At 47.4% G+C, this 17,121-nt stretch carries 11 protein-coding genes and 1 pseudogene; 5 read left to right on the forward strand and 7 right to left on the reverse strand.

Annotated features, from left to right (window positions below; translation table 11 throughout):
• Window positions 1–141: 141 nt before the first annotated feature.
• The 3 genes from H6F52_RS03880 to H6F52_RS03890 form a co-directional block, all read right to left on the reverse strand.
• Window positions 142–1,938: a diguanylate cyclase gene (locus H6F52_RS03880; protein ID WP_190411547.1), complete on the reverse strand. Its 1,797-nt coding sequence runs from the start codon at window positions 1,936–1,938 to the stop codon at window positions 142–144.
• Window positions 1,931–2,323, reverse strand: coding sequence for a response regulator (locus H6F52_RS03885; RefSeq protein WP_190427114.1), 393 nt, complete (start codon window positions 2,321–2,323; stop codon window positions 1,931–1,933). The genes H6F52_RS03880 and H6F52_RS03885 overlap by 8 nt, the downstream gene beginning before the upstream one ends.
• 444 nt (window positions 2,324–2,767) lie before the next feature.
• Window positions 2,768–6,709, reverse strand: a complete 3,942-nt coding sequence (locus tag H6F52_RS03890; RefSeq protein WP_190532038.1) for a PAS domain S-box protein — start codon at window positions 6,707–6,709, stop codon at window positions 2,768–2,770.
• Between the two features lie 192 nt (window positions 6,710–6,901).
• Between H6F52_RS03890 and H6F52_RS03895 the strand changes: the two genes are divergently transcribed.
• On the forward strand, window positions 6,902–7,477 hold the full coding sequence (locus H6F52_RS03895) for a DUF924 family protein (protein ID WP_190532040.1): 576 nt from the start codon (window positions 6,902–6,904) through the stop codon (window positions 7,475–7,477).
• Between the two features lie 61 nt (window positions 7,478–7,538).
• Here H6F52_RS03895 and H6F52_RS03900 read toward each other — a convergent pair whose 3' ends face one another.
• Window positions 7,539–10,034, reverse strand: coding sequence for a glycogen/starch/alpha-glucan phosphorylase (locus H6F52_RS03900; protein ID WP_242033094.1), 2,496 nt, complete (start codon window positions 10,032–10,034; stop codon window positions 7,539–7,541).
• 804 nt (window positions 10,035–10,838) lie between these two features.
• Here H6F52_RS03900 and H6F52_RS03905 point away from each other — a divergent pair.
• The 4 genes from H6F52_RS03905 (at window position 10,839) to H6F52_RS03920 (ending at window position 16,211) form a co-directional block, all read left to right on the forward strand.
• Window positions 10,839–11,378: a pentapeptide repeat-containing protein gene (locus H6F52_RS03905; protein ID WP_190441366.1), complete on the forward strand. Its 540-nt coding sequence runs from the start codon at window positions 10,839–10,841 to the stop codon at window positions 11,376–11,378.
• A 384-nt stretch (window positions 11,379–11,762) separates the two neighbouring features.
• Window positions 11,763–13,358 carry a DUF4419 domain-containing protein gene (locus tag H6F52_RS03910; protein WP_190532044.1) on the forward strand — a complete coding sequence of 532 codons (1,596 nt, stop codon included), beginning with the start codon at window positions 11,763–11,765 and terminating at the stop codon, window positions 13,356–13,358.
• Window positions 13,359–13,497: 139 nt separating this feature from the next.
• The gene (locus tag H6F52_RS03915; RefSeq protein WP_339380597.1) at window positions 13,498–14,118 is read left to right on the forward strand and encodes a Uma2 family endonuclease; all 621 of its coding nucleotides are present in this window, start codon (window positions 13,498–13,500) and stop codon (window positions 14,116–14,118) included.
• 758 nt (window positions 14,119–14,876) lie between these two features.
• Window positions 14,877–16,211: a cytochrome P450 gene (locus H6F52_RS03920; RefSeq protein WP_190532046.1), complete on the forward strand. Its 1,335-nt coding sequence runs from the start codon at window positions 14,877–14,879 to the stop codon at window positions 16,209–16,211.
• A gap of 218 nt (window positions 16,212–16,429) precedes the next feature.
• Here the strand turns inward: H6F52_RS03920 and H6F52_RS03925 are convergent, their stop codons facing one another.
• The 3 genes and pseudogenes from H6F52_RS03925 to H6F52_RS25145 all read right to left on the reverse strand — a co-directional run bounded on the left by H6F52_RS03925 (window position 16,430) and on the right by H6F52_RS25145 (window position 17,117).
• Window positions 16,430–16,600, reverse strand: a complete 171-nt coding sequence (locus H6F52_RS03925) for a hypothetical protein (RefSeq protein ID WP_190532048.1) — start codon at window positions 16,598–16,600, stop codon at window positions 16,430–16,432.
• 45 nt (window positions 16,601–16,645) lie between these two features.
• The gene (locus tag H6F52_RS03930; protein ID WP_190532050.1) at window positions 16,646–16,843 is read right to left on the reverse strand and encodes a chlorophyll a/b-binding protein; all 198 of its coding nucleotides are present in this window, start codon (window positions 16,841–16,843) and stop codon (window positions 16,646–16,648) included.
• Window positions 16,844–16,934: 91 nt separating this feature from the next.
• Window positions 16,935–17,117, reverse strand: a pseudogene (locus H6F52_RS25145) (chlorophyll a/b-binding protein).
• Between the last annotated feature and the right edge of the window lie 4 nt (window positions 17,118–17,121).

The following is a 17,121-nucleotide window of genomic DNA, read 5'->3' on the forward strand; positions in this document are numbered from 1 at the left end:
CACTTAATAGATTGTATGGAAAAGCTCTGATAACAGTGTAGGGTGAGCCTTGCCAATATTATTGGATTGGCTATTTGCGATCGCTTTAAATCTTTAATGTTCGTTAAAAGCAGTTGTAATCTCTTGATCGCAGAGATTTGTTCACGTAGACAGAACCACCTGATTGCGTCCGCGTCGTTTGGCTTCATAGAGAGCTTTATCTGCGGCTTCATTGAGTTGGGTCGCTTCATCTACGTTGGGAAAGACAGCGATGCCACAGCTAAAAGTAACCGAAAACTCAGCGCCGTCAGACTGCTGCCGAACTTGTGCAAAACCTTCGCGGATTCGATTGAGAACTTGCACGGCTGTTGCACCATCTGTATTCGGGAGGATAGCCGCAAACTCTTCCCCGCCATAACGACCCGTGATATCAGTTTTTCGCAAACGCTGCTGCAACAGACGGGATAAACTTTTCAGTACGCGATCGCCTGTGAGATGACCATAAGTATCGTTGACTGACTTAAAATCATCAATATCAATCATGGCAAAGGCAAGGTTCGTCTTTTCCCGCCGACCTCGTTGCACCTCAATACTGAGTTGCTCTTTAATCGTCGTATGATTGAGCAGCCCAGTCAGACTATCGCGCACCATCACCGAACGTAAAAGACGCGATCGCTGCACTCGCGGCATCACCGACGCAATCAGATGATTTGGCTGAATCGGCTTGGTTAAAAAATCATCCCCGCCTAGCTGAATCGCCGCTAGCTGCTTATTCAGATCCGTCTCCATCGACAGAAACACAATCGGAATGCCCACATAAGCCGGTTGCTGACGGATCACCGCTGCCAGTTCCACTCCATCGCATCCCGGCATATACATATCCATCAAAATTAGATCCGGTCTGAACTCAATTAACGGCGGCATCACCTGCAACGGATCTGTCACCACCAGCGCCGTCATTCCCGCCTGTTCCAAAGTCCAACCATAGAAAGATGCCAAAGGCGCATCATCGTCAACAATTAAAATGCGATACGGCTCTGGTGCTTGCGGCACTGTCAGCAAATCCAGCGCATCAATCAATTCTCCAATGTTAATTGGCTTGGGAAAATACGCCTTTCCACCCGCTCTCACCGCCTGTAAACGAGCCATGAGATCGTTTCTGGCAGAAATAAACAAAACTGGCAGCGGTTGCTCTCGGTGCTGCTGGATGGCAGTAATTGTTTTGGGGCCAGCGAGACTGTCTTGGGGGAAAACAACATCTACAATTGCAGCGGCGGGTGGTGTTTGCGCGATCGCCTCCTCCAGTTCAGCAATTTTGTCAAAAGTGCGAACCTGATAACCAAAACAACTGATTTGCAACGCCAAATCCTGCGATAGATGCGGATCGTCTTCCACCAAAAAAATCAGCCGATTCTCTGTCCAAGGCTCTTGAGACTGCAACGGGGGGAGGTTTAGATCCAGTACACAAGTGTCCTCCACTGCGATCGCCTGTTTCAATCCTCCTACCAGCACGCAGATTTGTGCTTGCTCTTCTGCGGTTGGCAACTTTCCACTATCCAAAATCGCTTTGAACACCAGTTCCAAAGTTCGTGCCGCATTCCCTAACCCCAGCAACCCAAACGTGGCACTAGAACCCGCCAAACGGTGCATCAGGTGGTGTAGCGTTTCCAAAGGTGAGGCAGCGGCTTCTAGTAGGGACTGAGGCGGATTTTGAGAAGACGAAAGGGGCTGAACCTTTGAGGTGCTGAGGGGTTGATGTTCTTGATTCTCTCCTGCTCCAGGCAGGGTTTCCCCGCCCCTACATCCTGACTCCCCAGCTACGGTCCCTCTTTCCTCAAGGCTTCCCAGCAGCTGATTCCAAATTGTTTCAATCTGCTCAATTCGACTCGGCAGTTGTTGCCTATAGGCAAGGCGTAAGGCATTGAGTTGTTCTTGCGGATCTTGAAGCGCATCAATCATGGTACTGAAACCACATACGATTGAGAGTTGCAGAAAGGGTCATGGGATCGAACGGCTTCGCAATCACATCCAATACACCAAGTTGCTTATAATAAGCTACTTCATGGGTTTGCACTTTGGCTGTCAAGAAAATTACCGGAGTGCTTAAAGTTTGCGGGAGTTCCCGCAGTGCCTTTAGGGTGGTCATCCCATCCATCCCAGGCATCATCACATCCAGCAAAATCAAATCTGGGGCAAATATCGGCGCTTTCTGAATCGCTTCGCTCCCAGAACTACAGACTTCTACCGTGAAACCGCCGACTACTTTCAAACCCAAGCAGGCAACGGTCTGAATGTCCGGATCATCTTCCACCAACAAGATACGAGTTAAAGATGGAGTTGTCATATTGCTTTTGATTGATTACTCATTAATTTAAACTGAGTGGGAAGAAAAAGCATATCTATAAAAAAAGAGAAGATTCTACAATTCATTTAGGATGGCGATAGTTTAGGGTTTATTGTTCTTACCTCTACGAATAACGAACTCATTCCCTATCTCCAGAAAGTAGTAAGACTAAATTATTAGTAAGATCTGAAAAGCGCTTTTTACTCCCCGTCTTACCCTTGCCATGTTGAGTTCCTTACCTCAAACTCCACGCCTCTGAACGCGGAGAACCAAGCAGGATGGGAATGGCTCCCCAGTCTACAATATGACATGGTTTAATTCGGTCATCCTACTAAATATTTTGATTTTTAGTTTATAAATTAAAAATTTAATAACAACTATTTAAACTCAATTAAATTTAAGTTTCAATAAACGTTTAATTTATTGAAACTTAAAAAAACAGAATTAAGAAGCGGAATTACCGCGTCCAATTAGGGATTTAATCGTTTCCAGCAACTGCTGATTGGAGGTGCGGGACTTGACGAGTGCCGCAGCTACGTGATGTGCCGCCTCCATGCCAACGGTATTGGCGGAGAAAATGACTGCGGGGATGGAGGAAAAAATCTGATTGTTGAGATCCGCTAGCAATTCTAGACCAGAACCATCCGGTAAACTGAGGTCAAGAATCACTAAGTCAAAAGTTTTAGAAGACAGCTTGTGTCTTGCCTCATGAAGATTTTTAGCTGAATCAATTTCGGCGATATTCTGCAAAATTGTTGAGACCACCTGAGTTAAATCCGGATCGTCCTCAACATACAAAATATGAGGCTTACTGTCTGAGTTCTGCCGAACTGCTTGGCGGACAGATGCCATCAATCGCGCCTGATCGATTGGTTTATCCAGCCAGTCTATCACCGGCAATCCACCGCCACTGAGTTGTTCGCGCCCCTGTTGGGCTTTGGCAGAAACGACCACAATCGGGAGACTCTGAGTATTTTCATCTTCCCGCAGTTCGCGGATCAAAGAGATGCCATCTTGACCGGGTAGCGCCAAATCTACAGTCATCGCTGCATAGCAATTTTCTGACAAAAGCTGCTTGGCTTGGGCTGCATTGTAGGCGATATCTGCACTTAAACCTTCTTGTTTCAGCATCAGCGACAGCAGCGTGGCAATATCGGGATCGTCTTCACAGATAAGGATGGGGAGACTTTCCGGCGAGTGGGAAGTCATAATCTTTGAGATCCGTGCTTCTTGCCATTCTGGTAAATCGAAGTAGAAAGTCGTCCCGACATTCGTTTGAGTTTCAAAACTAATGTGTCCTCCGAGTTTTTCTACGATCGCTTTGCAGATACTTAAACCTAAGCCAGTTCCTCCCTTTTGACGGGTATCTGAGGAATCTGCTTGAGCAAATTTCTGAAAAATCCGAGGGCGAAAGTCTTCGGGAATCCCACAACCGCAGTCGGTAACGGCAACTCGGATGGTATTTGGCGATTGAGTTGGACGGGAAACGGAGAGGGTGACGGTACCATTGGGGGGAGAGAATTTGGCGGCGTTGGAGAGTAGATTCGTTAGTACCTGCATCAGGCGATCGCGATCGACATTTACCTGAACACCGGACAACTCAGACTCCAGTACCAACTGCACCCCAAACTGTTCGCCATAGCCCCGGTTCGCCTCCAGCGCCTGCTCTACGAGGGGCATCAGTTCCAGCGGCTGGAGATGAAAATCCATTTTGCCGGATTCAATCTTTTCAATATCTAAAATGTCGTTAATCAGGAGAATCAGACGCTCGGTATTTTTATAAGCAATATTCACTAGCGCCTTTGCCTCATTGGGAATTTCACCCGTCACACCTCCAGCAATTAAACTCAAGGAGCCTCGCACCGAAGTGAGCGGCGTCCTCAATTCATGGCTGACGATGGAGACAAATTCGTTTTTCAGTCGCTCCATCTCCTTGCGCTCGGTAATATCGCGCACGATTGCCAGCACTTCATCCGCTCCGTTGACAACAACGCGAGCTTCATAATCGCGCACAGAGCCTATCTCTCCGGTTGGGTAAGCGGGATTCAAGGGAGCGAGCAGTTGATATTCAAAAACTTGGATCTCGTTAGCAGACAGCGCTTTGGCTACATAATGCAGCATTTGCTGCGCTACCTCGGTTGGCAAAAGCTCCTGCACAGTTTGACCGATGACTTGAGCGGGAGCGATCGCCCGAACGTCATTTTTAGCCGCTCTGAAGTCTAGAAAGGTGCCATCTTCACGGATGCGAAACATCGAATCTGGGATCGCGTCGAGGAGGGCGCGAGTTTTGGCTTCACTTTGGCGCAGCACTTCGCTTTGGCGGAGGGTTTCCTCTACTTGGATGCGTTCGGTGATGTCGGTGGCGACGCCAATTGCGCCCATGACTTCGTTGTTGGCGTTTCGCAGGGGCGAATAGCGAACCTCGAAGGTCAATTTGCCCATTTTTACCAGGGATGTTAAGGCTTTGCCGGATAGCGCTTGCCGAACCTCTTCGAGAATCTGTGGGAAGCGGCGGTACACCTCAAAGATGGATTGACCAACCACCTTCCCCGCTTCCAGTCCCAAAGTATCCAGACCGCTCCCTTCGGAAAAGGTAATGACACCCCGATCGTCTAAGGCAAATAGAACGATGGGCGCACTTTTCACCACAGTCCGCAGACGTTCCTCGCTATCGCGCAATGCAGTCTGAGCGGCTTGCGATCGCGCTAGTTCCGCTTCTACTTGCTCGAACAAAGCGGCTTGTTGAATGGCGATCGCGATTTGCACGCTCAGCGCCTCTAGCAGTTCGACTTCCTCATATTGCCACTGTCGCGACGATCGACAGTGATGGGCAATCAGCAACCCCCACAAGTGGTCTCCTTGCAAAATCGGCACGACTAGATTCGCTCGCACCTGAAATTGCTCTAGCAATTCAATATGGCAGGGGTTGAGCTGAGCCGTGTAGATATCTTCAATGACACGGATACGACCTTGTTGATAAGCCGCAGCGTAGGTTTTGCCAAAGCACGGATCTTTGATATTGCTTCCCAGCACCGCCAACCACTGGGTACTCACGGACTCTACAACGACGGTGCCACTTCCATCCGGCTCAAAGCGGTACAAGATCGTTCGGTCTGTCTGAAGAAACTGCCGCACTTCCGCCACGGCAGTGTTGAGAACATCCTCCAGCTTCAAGGATTGGCGGATACGCTCTTGCATGGCTCCTAAGAGCTGCTCCCGTCGCAGAAGCTGCCGTAAAACGGCTTCAGCCTGCTTGCGGGCGGTAATGTCGGTGTGAATCCCAATCAACCCGACTACATTACCATTGTCATCGGCGATGGCATCAGCCCGAAGCAAAATCGATATAGTGCGATCGCTCTGGGTACGCATCTCGACTTCACCACTCCAGCAGGAGTTGCCTTGTTTGATCGTGCTGATGACTTCACGAGCGACATTCGGATCGCAGTAGCGGATAGCTGGCCCCCCAGCCGCATTTATTTCGTCTGTGGTGTATTCAAACAATTCCACAAACGCCGGATTGTGATAGAGGGACTGCCCTTTGGCGTTCGTAATGATGATGGCATCACTCGCATTTTCAACGGCTTTGCTAATCCGAATCAGATGTTCTTGGGCTTCCACTCGGTCGGTGATGTCAGTTTGGACACCCACAAAGTTTGTGAGTTTTCCTTGGGGATTCTTTACTGGCGCAACTCGCAGTTCGTTCCAGAAAAGCGTCCCATCTTTGCGGTAATTCCGCAAGGTGACATTGCACTCTTTTCCGTCCCGGATTGCCGTTCGCAATTGAGCGATCGCCGGTTGCTCTGTATCGATTCCTTGCAAGAAGCGGCAGTTGTGCCCTAAAACTTCGCTCTCGGAGTACCCGGTCATTTCCTTGAAACTGGGATTGATATAAATCAGGGGATTGTCTGGCAAGCTCGCGTCGCTAATCACGATGCCGTTATTGCTAGCAGCGATCGCCTTCTCCAACAGGTGTAGGTGTTCCTGTGATGGATGGCGCTCAGCGATCGCTTCTCTCGACACGATCAATCCGCCGATTTCACCTGTGCCAGTGCGCCACGGCTGTACTTCCCACCTTACCCACTCCACAGTTCCATCAGTACGGGGTAAAGATTCTTCAACCTTCTCGATGCTTCCCGCTAAACAGCGCTGATGAATTGTCTGCCAACGGTCTGCTACTCCACGCTCAATTTCATAGTAAGAGCGCCCGATAATATCCTCACCAAGATTTTGCTCCGTCAGCCATCGATGACTGAACAGCAGGTAACGCATCTCGCGGTCGAACATAGCAACGGCTGCTGGCGCTTGCTGGATAAACAGTTGAAGCAGCTCTTGGTTATCGGTGTAATTCATGCGTAGGGCTGGGGGTGAGCGTGAAGTGAAAGTCATGCAGCTAGAGACTTCTATTTCAAGGGTGCCCAAATGTAATCTTCAGCTATCATCGGCATCACCAAATCGCTGCTTCCGGGCGTTGGCAATCCTGCTCAGTGCAGGTGTCGATCCCACCTTAGCCACTTTTTTAAGCGGGGATTGAGCGGAGGATTGGGGAGAGCGAAATTGAGAGCGCTGGAGCCAAAACTCATGTCACAAGTCCATGAAATTTTGAATTTTTGGTTTGGCAAACCCGATGAGGCGGGTTATGGGAAACCCCGTAAAGTCTGGTTTACCAAAAAACCGCAGTTTGATAAGGAGATCCGAACCCGCTTCTTAGGAGACTACGAACTAGCCGCAGCGGGTCAGTTAAATCCCTGGAAGGAATCGCCCCAAAGCTGTTTAGCACTGATACTGCTATTAGATCAATTTCCACGCAATTTGTTTCGCGGGAGTGCCCAAGCCTTCGCAACCGACAGCCTTGCCCTGTCTGCTGCACAGCACGCGGTTGATAATGGCTTCGATCGAGAACTGCTGCCAGTCCAGCGATGCTTTATTTACTTACCGTTTGAACATAGTGAAAATCTCGAACATCAGCGTCAGTCAGTGGAGTTATTTCAGCAATTGGGCGACGATCCTGACTGTATTGATTACATTTCCTACGCAGTTCGACACTTCGAGGTAATTGAACGCTTTGGGCGATTTCCCCATCGCAATCAGATTCTCGGTCGAGAGACAACGACCCAGGAGGCAGAGTTTCTTCAGCAGCCTGGGTCGTCATTTTAACGATTAAGATGCAACTGCATTGACTGTCTTGTCGCGCTGTCCCCTACTTACGAGTTGCTCGTTAAAGGACAGGGCGCTTGGCTTGCACCTTCACCTGCAAACCCGCTGTATGCGGTTGATACTCTTTCAAGTCGATCTTGACTGGCTGGACGTTCCAAATTTCTTGGCAATACTCCTTAATCGTGCGGTCTGAGGAAAATTTCCCCGTGCGAGCAACGTTGAGAATTGACATTCGAGTCCAGTGCTTTGCGTCTCGATAAGCTCGGCTGACTTCTTGCTGGCAGTCAATATACGCTTGGTAGTCGGCAAAGAGCATATACTCATCCCTGTCTAGCAACGATTCCACAATTGGTTTGAAAAGGTCGCGATTGTCGGGTGAGAAGTAGCCGGAAGCGATCGCGTCGATCGTTTGTCGCAGTTCGGCGTTGCTATGGTAATAGTCTCGCGGGTTGTATCCCCTTGCCTTCAGGGCATATACTTCTTGAGTTGTCAAGCCAAATAAGAAAAAGTTTTCAGGCCCGACTTCTTGGCGGATCTCGATGTTGGCACCGTCCAGCGTTCCGATGGTAAGCGCCCCATTCATGGCGAACTTCATGTTGCCCGTCCCGGAAGCTTCTTTGCCCGCCGTGGAGATTTGCTCGGAAAGATCGGCGGCTGGATAAACTCGCTGACCGAGAGAGACCGAGAAATTTGCCAAGAAAACGACCTTAATGCGATCGCGCACATCCGGGTCATTATTGACGACTTTCGCCACCGAATTAATCAACTGAATGACCAGTTTGGCAATGTAGTAGCCAGGAGCGGACTTGCCTGCAAAAATAAAAGTCCGGGGCAAGATATCAACATTGGGATCTTTTTTGATCCGGTTGTACAGCGTAATAATGTACAGCACATTCAACAGCTGACGCTTGTACTCGTGAATCCGCTTCACCTGAATATCAAACAGAGAATCTGGATTTACTTCAATGTCGTTGTAGAGCAGAATGTACTCTGCCAAGGATTGCTTATTTTTGCGCTTAATCGACGAGAAGCGAGAACAAAACTCAGCATCATCAACAAACGCTTCTAGCTGCTTGAATTGATCGAGTTGTGTTACCCAATCATTGCCAATTTTCTCGGTAATCAGCTCAGACAGATGGGGATTGCTCAGCAACAACCACCGGCGCGGTGTCACCCCGTTCGTTTTGTTATTAAACTTTTCGGGCCACAATTCGTAGAAATCTCGCAAGACATCCGCTTTGAGCAAATCTGTATGCAGTGCTGCTACCCCATTGATGGAATGGCTGCCCACGCAAGCTAAATGCGCCATGCGGACGTACTTCTGGGCACCTTCCTCAATAATTGACAATCTCCCCACCCGCGCCTCATCTCCCGGATACTTGGCACGTACCTCATCGAGAAAGTGACGGTTAATTTCATAGATAATCTCTAAGTGCCGAGGCAACAGATGCTCAAACAAGCTCACAGGCCAGCGTTCTAGAGCCTCAGAGAGCAGTGTATGGTTCGTGTAGGCGAAGACGCGCCGGGTGATGTACCAAGCTCGGTTCCAGCCTAATTCGTACTCATCCACCAGCAACCGCATCAGTTCGGCAACCCCAATCGATGGGTGCGTGTCGTTGAGCTGGATAGCGACCTTGTCGTAGAACCGATCGAAAGTCCGGTGAATGCGCTGATGCGAATTGATAATGTCTCGGAGAGAACAACTGACGAAGAAATACTGCTGTTCTAGGCGCAGTTGCCGACCCTGAGAGGTGTTGTCGTTGGGATAGAGAACTTTTGAGATATTTTCTGAAAATATCTTGTTGGTAACGGCACCGGCATAGTCACCGCTGTCGAAAACTTGGAAGTCGAACTCTTCAGAAGCCCCCGCCCGCCAAAGACGAAGCGTATTCACCGTATTGTTGTTGTACCCAGATACGGGTGTATCGTAGGGCGTCCCTAAGATTTTCCGATCGGGAATCCAACGCACTCGATAACGACCTTGTCCATCGCTGTAAGCTTCTGTATAGCCGCCGAACTTCACTTCAACGGTTAATTCTGAGCGGCGAACTTCCCAAGGGTTGCCAAACCGGAGCCATTTGTCGGGGTGTTCGACTTGAGCGCCATCCTGAATCCATTGATCAAAGATCCCGAATTCGTAGCGAATGCCGTAGCCAACTGCCGGAATTTCTAAGGTGGCGAGGGAGTCGAGAAAACAAGCCGCCAGACGTCCTAAACCCCCATTGCCGAGTCCGGGTTCTGATTCTAATACTTTGAGGTCGTTGATGTCGAGTCCGGACTCGTGGAGAGCTTGGCGTGCCCGTTCGTACAAACCTAAATTGAGTAGGTTATTGTCCAACTGACGACCCATCAAGAACTCTGCCGATAGGTAGTATACGGTTTTGACATCTTTGTCAATGTAGGTTCTGCTGGTGTTAATCCATCGGTGCAGCAAGCGATCGCGCACAGTATAAGCGAGAGCCATGTAGTAATCATGGGGCGTCGCCCAATACTCATCTTTTGCCAGCAGGTAATACAGGTTATCTGCAAACGCCCGTTTCAGGGTCACGACCGTCATCCCAGTGCGATCGTCTTCCACCTGAACTTCAACGGGTTCAATGGGTTCAATGGGTGTCTCCAAGTGGTCGGCGTGCCCGTCATACGGCGGCTCAAAACGCCCCCCCTGCGAGGGCTGATGACTACTTTCTGTCATGTATCAATCTCCGTTTAACAGCAGTCTGTTGCTAGTCCCAATCCTGTCATAACCGGCTTTAGGCTGGCACGGCGGGAAGTATTGGCGGGAAGTATTGGCGATATGCCTCCGGCACGCTGCACGAACGCATCTTCACAAAACCCGTGCCTAAGCGAATTGTGTAAATCTTTAATTTAAACCCAAAATTATTATATTTTGGCTAATGATTTTTATAGTTTTTTATTAAGCAAACTTAGAGAAATAAACATAACTCTTTATAGCGGCTAATGGTGAATTTTCTCAGGGTTCCAGCAGTACCGTGCCCTTAAAAAAAACAGATACAATAACTTTTGTTACAATTAATCTGTAAATAAATGCAGACTAAGCCGTTTTTTTATTAAAAAGTAACAACTTTTTAAGGTTTAATGTCCGATTTAAAAATTTTTGGTTCAGCATCAACACAGAATCTTCACGATTTATTCCCTAAATTAGATGTAAAAGTAAAATGAAAGATTTACTAAATACTACAGGGAGAGAAAATAGCATGAGCTTGCTGTCTTGCTTTGCGTGGTTGAAAAACGGCTTTCTGGGAGTCCCGCAAAAAACAACTAGGGAACTTATTGCACGACATTAACATTCGATAGGGAAAGAACAAGATTGTTAAGTGTTACCTAGGAAGAAGTAGTGAATATGAATGGTGAGACACTCAAAAGCAAGTATGCAGCAGGACAAAGAGACTTTCGGCAAGCGAATCTATACCGAGAAAAACTCACCTTTGCTTGTCTAGATGGAGCGAAGTTCAGTCAAGCTAATCTAGGCATGATCAACCTCAGGGGTGCAAATCTGCGTGGAGTAGACCTCCAACAAGCACACTTGATGAGGGCGAACTTGAAGGATGCAGATTTAACGGGAGCCAACCTGGAGGGAGCGAATTTAGCGGGAGCAAATCTCAGCGGAGCCAATCTTACGGGAGCCAATTTGAAAAAGGTAAATCTAAACCGAGCCGTATTAGGTGGAGCGAACCTGAGTCAAACTAATTTAAGGTACGCAAATCTCTGTGAAACCATTCTGTTTGGCGCAATTTTAACAGGAGCGATTCTGCTCAAAGCAAATGTAGCTGGGGCAGTTTTGCTGAAGACAAATTTGACCAATGCGGCTGTAATTGAAACCGATTTGAGCGAAGCACGCTTAGAAGAGGTCACGATGCCTGATGGTACAATCCATCAGTAATCGGTACGATACTGCTCAGTGCAAAACATTTTTTACATTCTGAAAAACCGTTTGTGAGCAGCCCTAATTAAATAACCGATATACTTTCACCTTGTCAGTTGGATTTAGCCAAAGCAAAATCTAACGCTAAATCCGGCAGTCTTGGTGGGTGCTGTGACCTCAAACGCCACTTGTTGGCATTACCGTTAGGGCATCAATCGGATTAGGCTGAGTTTCGTGCTTTCACCTAACCGATAGGCGATCGCATCTGACCTTGACACCATCTTGACACCATAGAGAAAGACACGATTAGTTCCTTGATTCGTAAGATATATTCTTGAAGGATGCCACTCCCTTGTAAGTAGGCTTAGCCTCCATCCTATTTACTCACCACCAGAAATTTTTATGGAAACCGTAGCGTCGATTTTGCATCAATCGGACGGAGAAATTAGTTTTCTTGTTGATGATGTCCAGGTATGTCGAGATATCATTCCTGTTAGCGAGGCTTGGAGTAAATTTGAGGAGCGATTAGGTTCTCCATTATTGGCATTCAGCCACAGTAACTCATTTGAAGTCATTCAGGAATCAGGGAATCATCCTCTAGTCACTGCTGTTCATATTGCCCACAGCGAACATCGACCGCTGTTGCTGACTCCAGATGTAATTTGGCTGACAATTGCCCAAGGGTTTGCACAACATATCAACAATCATGCCGAAGAGTTGCGATCGCGTTTTGTGGGTTATTCAGGCAAGCTGGAGTTAAAGGTTGAGACTCAAAAACTCGATCAACCGAATGACTGGGCTGAAGTGATTGAACAATGGTCAGAACGCATTCGTCACAATGTTAAGCCCGATATTCACTCACTCATGGTGTGCAACTTCAGCACCACTACATCCATCATCCAAACTGCAAGTCAGGTGGTGATGATGGATGCGTTGCAGCAGTATTTTGATTATATGCTCTATGCCATTTGCGGCATTCCTGGGATTACAGTGCGCGGAACAGAAGCCGACTGGCGCAGTATCCGACACCGGGTTGAAGCGATCGCTGCTTACGATCTGGATTGGTGGACAGAACGGCTGTTGCCAATTTGTGATGCGTTGATTGACACCGTTGCTGGTAGACCTCCACTGAAATTTTGGCAGCACATATACAAACCAAAGGAGATATACAGTGGAAAGGTGATTACAGGATGGTTAGCCGAGCTATTTCCTTACATTAATCACTCCGTCACCCACGCTCCTACATACAAGAATCCGATTCTAGATATCCCTCGTGCAGAACTCACGGTCGAGGACGGAATCTCACCAACAGTATTACCCACGGGACTCTCTAAAGCACCGATCGTACTCATTACCTCTCAAGGAGAAGGTTATTTAGAAGTGGTTGCAGGCTTTATTGGAGTTCGGCAACAAGATGGCTATCTCCAACCGGAAATCGGCTGGGCAGTACGGGAGCAAAATCGATTTCTCAGGTTCCTAAACACGCTAAAGCAAAAACCCGGTGTGCGATTGCCGATTGATTGGTCAGAGTGTCAACCCCCACTTGCAATGCCAAAGGAACTGACTCAACTCCACAGCCATTTCGACGGTGGCACAATTGTTGGTCAAAGCGAATATCCTTGGCACATTCGGGCATTACAGGACTATACTCATCACGAGTTGAAAGGTATTAACAAACCGTTCACTGGTTTCATCGATATTCAGGGCGATCGGTTCACTGGTTTCATGGATATTGAGGGCGATCGCTGCATTGCCTACGGTTATGTACGCCGCCTCAACAGTAGAAATCGCCTTTGGGAATGGTGGGTGATTGTAGGCAAACCCGTTTGGGAAGGAACCATTTTTGGGGAAGAAGTTTGGGCATTCACAACCGAAGACGTAAAGGTAATTGCCAAAGGAATTCCGCAACTGTTTGAACGTATCGCGAAAGCTAAGGGACAATACTACTTTGACGATCCTGACTTCCAACCAGATGATTCATTGTCGGCATCCAGATAGTTTTGGCATCCGATTCAATGGCATCACTTACTCTGATAGGTGCGATCGCGCATTCGCCTAAGCAGCCCCATTCTCCGCATACAAAGGCAATTTCACAAGTGCTACGATTGCCAGTAAATGCGCTCAACTCACATACCCAGTGTCCACATCCATACCATCTGATACACTAAATACCCAAACCATTGCGGCAGTACCAACAGAACCCGTGTGGCGTTTGAGTGTTGAGCAGTATCACCAGATGATTCGTCTTGGCATCCTGAGCGACGACGATCCGGTAGAGCTGCTGGATGGATGGTTGGTCTACAAAATGCCGAAAAATCCGCCCCATCGTGCGACCACAAAACTTACTCTAAATGCCTTAGAAGCGGTCATTCCAGAAGGCTGGTACGTCGATACTCAAGAACCTATCACCCTAGCCGATAGTGAGCCAGAACCGGATGTGGTGGTCGTTCGGGGAAGTACCCGCGATTATCTTGATCGTCATCCCGGTGCCTCTGACATCGCTCTGATTATTGAAGTTGCCGATTCTACCCTAGAGCGCGACCGTACCTCAAAACAGCGTCTCTACGCTCGTGCTGGGATTCCGATTTACTGGATTATCAACCTCCCAGAAAAGCAGATTGAGGTCTACACCGAGCCGGTTGTGGCTGAGGAATCCATCTATCAGCGTCGTCAAGATTATCAACTGTCTGATGAAGTACCTGTTGCGATCGCAGGGCAAATAGTCAGCCCTTTATCTGTGTTGGACTTGCTTCCTTAAGTGCTGATGGCTGATTGGGTTTAAGTAGAAAAATGGTAGCTGACAAAGGAAAATTCGTGAACCTAATCGATAGGCGATAGGCGATCGCGCCTAGTCTATTAACTCTCTCTTTTTATTGAAGCCTTTCTCTGTCCCTAGGTGGATTAGGCAATTCGTAACTCTTCACTACGATCCCAGTAAATTGAACCGTATAAAGCACTAGAAATTAAATCAAGGTAGGAAAATAGAATGAGAATTTTCTTTTGGGTAACTTTGTCTTTTGTCAGTGTTGGGGCGATCGCCCTTCTTCTCCAACCCATTATTGACGTTCATTAATTTATGTTTTTTTCTAACCAAAAGGCCAGTCGTTAGTTCAGTTTAGCCCTTTCAATGTAAGGGCTAATTTTTATCTATTATTCCGTCCCAAAGTCTTACCTTAACTAGCTTGCTTTTGTTAATTAGTATTGCTTACGCTTGTGCTGTCCTGCACTTTTGCAGACGAGGGATGGCAGAAACGATCGCAAAGCGCGTCCCCAGGATGTTCGCGTTCGATGCAAATGCCATTTGATTTTGAAAAAATTTGTTTTAGTTAAAATTTAGATAGGCGCTCTTTAAGAAAAAGTAGCGATCGCTGTAATCGTCGCTGTTCCGTCGGGTAAGGCTTGAAAGTGGTTTTTTACAGCTAGAACTCAACAAAACCGAGATAATAGCTACGTTTCGGCATGAGCAGCCATAAAACCATTTGATTATCCCTAAAAGCATTTTTAACCGATTTGTTTATGCCCGCAGTACATTTACCACCTGGCCCTAAAGGTCATTTTCTTGTAGGTCATCTTCCGGAAATAAACCGCGATCCACTTAAATTCTTGAGCAAATGTGCTAGGGAGTATGGCGATCTTGTTTGCTGGCAGTTTGGGCCATTTCCAGCTTTTTTAGCCAACCATCCCGACTTGATCGAGCAAGTATTGGTCACTCAATACCCCAACTTTGTTAAAAGTAGCGTGTACCGACGCGGACTGCGCGTTGTAGGGAACGGCTTACTGACCAGTGAAGGCGACTTTTGGCAGCGTCAACGCCGTTTGGTTCAACCAGCTTTTCATCAGGAACGAGTTGTCGCCTATGGGAAGGTAATGGTTGACTATACTGAGCAATTAATTGACCAATGGCGCGATGGCGAAATCCGCGATATTCATCAAGATATGATGTTGCTGACCGAAGAAATTGTGTCAAAAACACTGTTTGATGTTGATATTAAAGATGAAGCGGAAGGAGTGCAGGCGGCGCTAAATGCAGTGATGGATTTTAATTCCAATCTTGCTAATCAATATTTCCTTCCTGGTTGGGTGCCTACTCCTAGTAACTTACGCTACCAACAAGCAATTAAACAATTAGATGCGATTGTCTATCGCATTATTAACGAGCGCCGAGCTAGCGGTAAGGACACAGGCGATTTGCTTTCCCTATTGCTTCAAGTGCGGGATGAATCTGATGGAACTGGGATGAGCGATCGCCAAGTGCGAGATGAGGCAATGACTCTCTTTTTGGCGGGTCATGAAACGACTGCTAACGCCATGACATGGACATGGTTTCTACTTGCACAACACCCAGAAGTAGAAGCGAAATTGCAAGAAGAATTAAAGACAGTGTTGGGCGATCGCGCACCCACGGTTGCCGATTTACGTCAGTTGCGTTACACAGAGCGAGTGGTGTTGGAATCAATGCGACTGTATCCGCCGGTGTGGGGAATGAGCCGACGTGCCGTAAAAGACTGCGTTCTGGGCGGGTATGAGGTGAAGGGGGGAACCACTGTGTTTATCAATCAGTGGGCGATGCACCGAGATCCTCGCTTCTTTGAAAATCCAGAAGTTTTTAACCCGGATCGTTGGGCAGATAATTTCATCAAGAAGTTGCCTACCTTTGCCTATTTTCCCTTTGGTGGCGGGTCGCGAATCTGCATTGGCAAGGCATTTGCGATGATGGAGGCAAGTTTACTACTGGCAGCGATCGCGCAAAAGTTTCGCCTGACGCTACAACCAGAGTATCCGGTGGTGCTGCAACCCTCGTTAACACTCCGCCCAAAACATGGCATGAAGATGTTGGTGACTCAGCGATAAGCGATCGCCTATTTCGATTTCAAAAACCTCACCCAAGAGCAAAGTTCCTTTGCAAGGAAGATAAACGTTTTAGCCGCGATATATCGCGTCTCTACAGGGGAGGGGCAGGGGTAAGGTTAAACCGTACTGCATTCAAACGAGAATTGCAATAAATCAGCTCTAAACGCTGATAACTTCTTTAAGAAAATACCAGCGTTTAGAACTTCTATTGAGTAGAACTAGAAGCCAGCAACTCCGCGATAAACACTTATAACCACAGTGATAATGGTGATCAGTCCTATTGAAGTGCTGAGGATAAATAGAACAGAGGGTTTCTTAGCAAGAGGTGTTTCGCTATCGTGCTGCACAGCATCAGTCTGGTTGGGATTTTTTGGTTGTTCAGTTGTCATAATGCTCCGAATTTAGATTTCAATGATTTCAATTGATTAGAAAAATTACCAAAGATTGCTGAGGATATCACCCCGAAAATGAACGATACCTTGTCCACTTAATGCCTCTATAATCAGGATAGATACAAAACCTATCATGGCAAAGCGACCATTCCAAATTTCCGAATTTGGTGTGAAGCCTTGTTCTATGTTAATGGCAGCTTCAGTATATTGTTGTTCTGTTTTTTCTGGCAAAGTTTGCATTATTTAAATTCCAAACGCGACTTTGTAAAAAGAAGAAAGTCATATATAAAGGCGGGTAACGGTAAGAGAAATTAGCAAGAGATCGCCTTGCTTATAGGATTCCCCAAAATTGCAGAACTCCCTGACCGCTTACTAAATCAATGAGGACAGCAATCACAATGCCCACCATTGCCAAACGACCATTCCAAATTTCAGCGCTAGGGGTAAAACCCCATTTTCATTCGCTGCTGTAATGTTTGTAGCTCAAACTTTCTTCTCTATCTACAATCTGCATAAGC

The sequence above is a fragment of the Coleofasciculus sp. FACHB-542 genome (genome assembly GCF_014695825.1).
Lineage (GTDB): Bacteria > Cyanobacteriota > Cyanobacteriia > Cyanobacteriales > FACHB-T130 > FACHB-T130.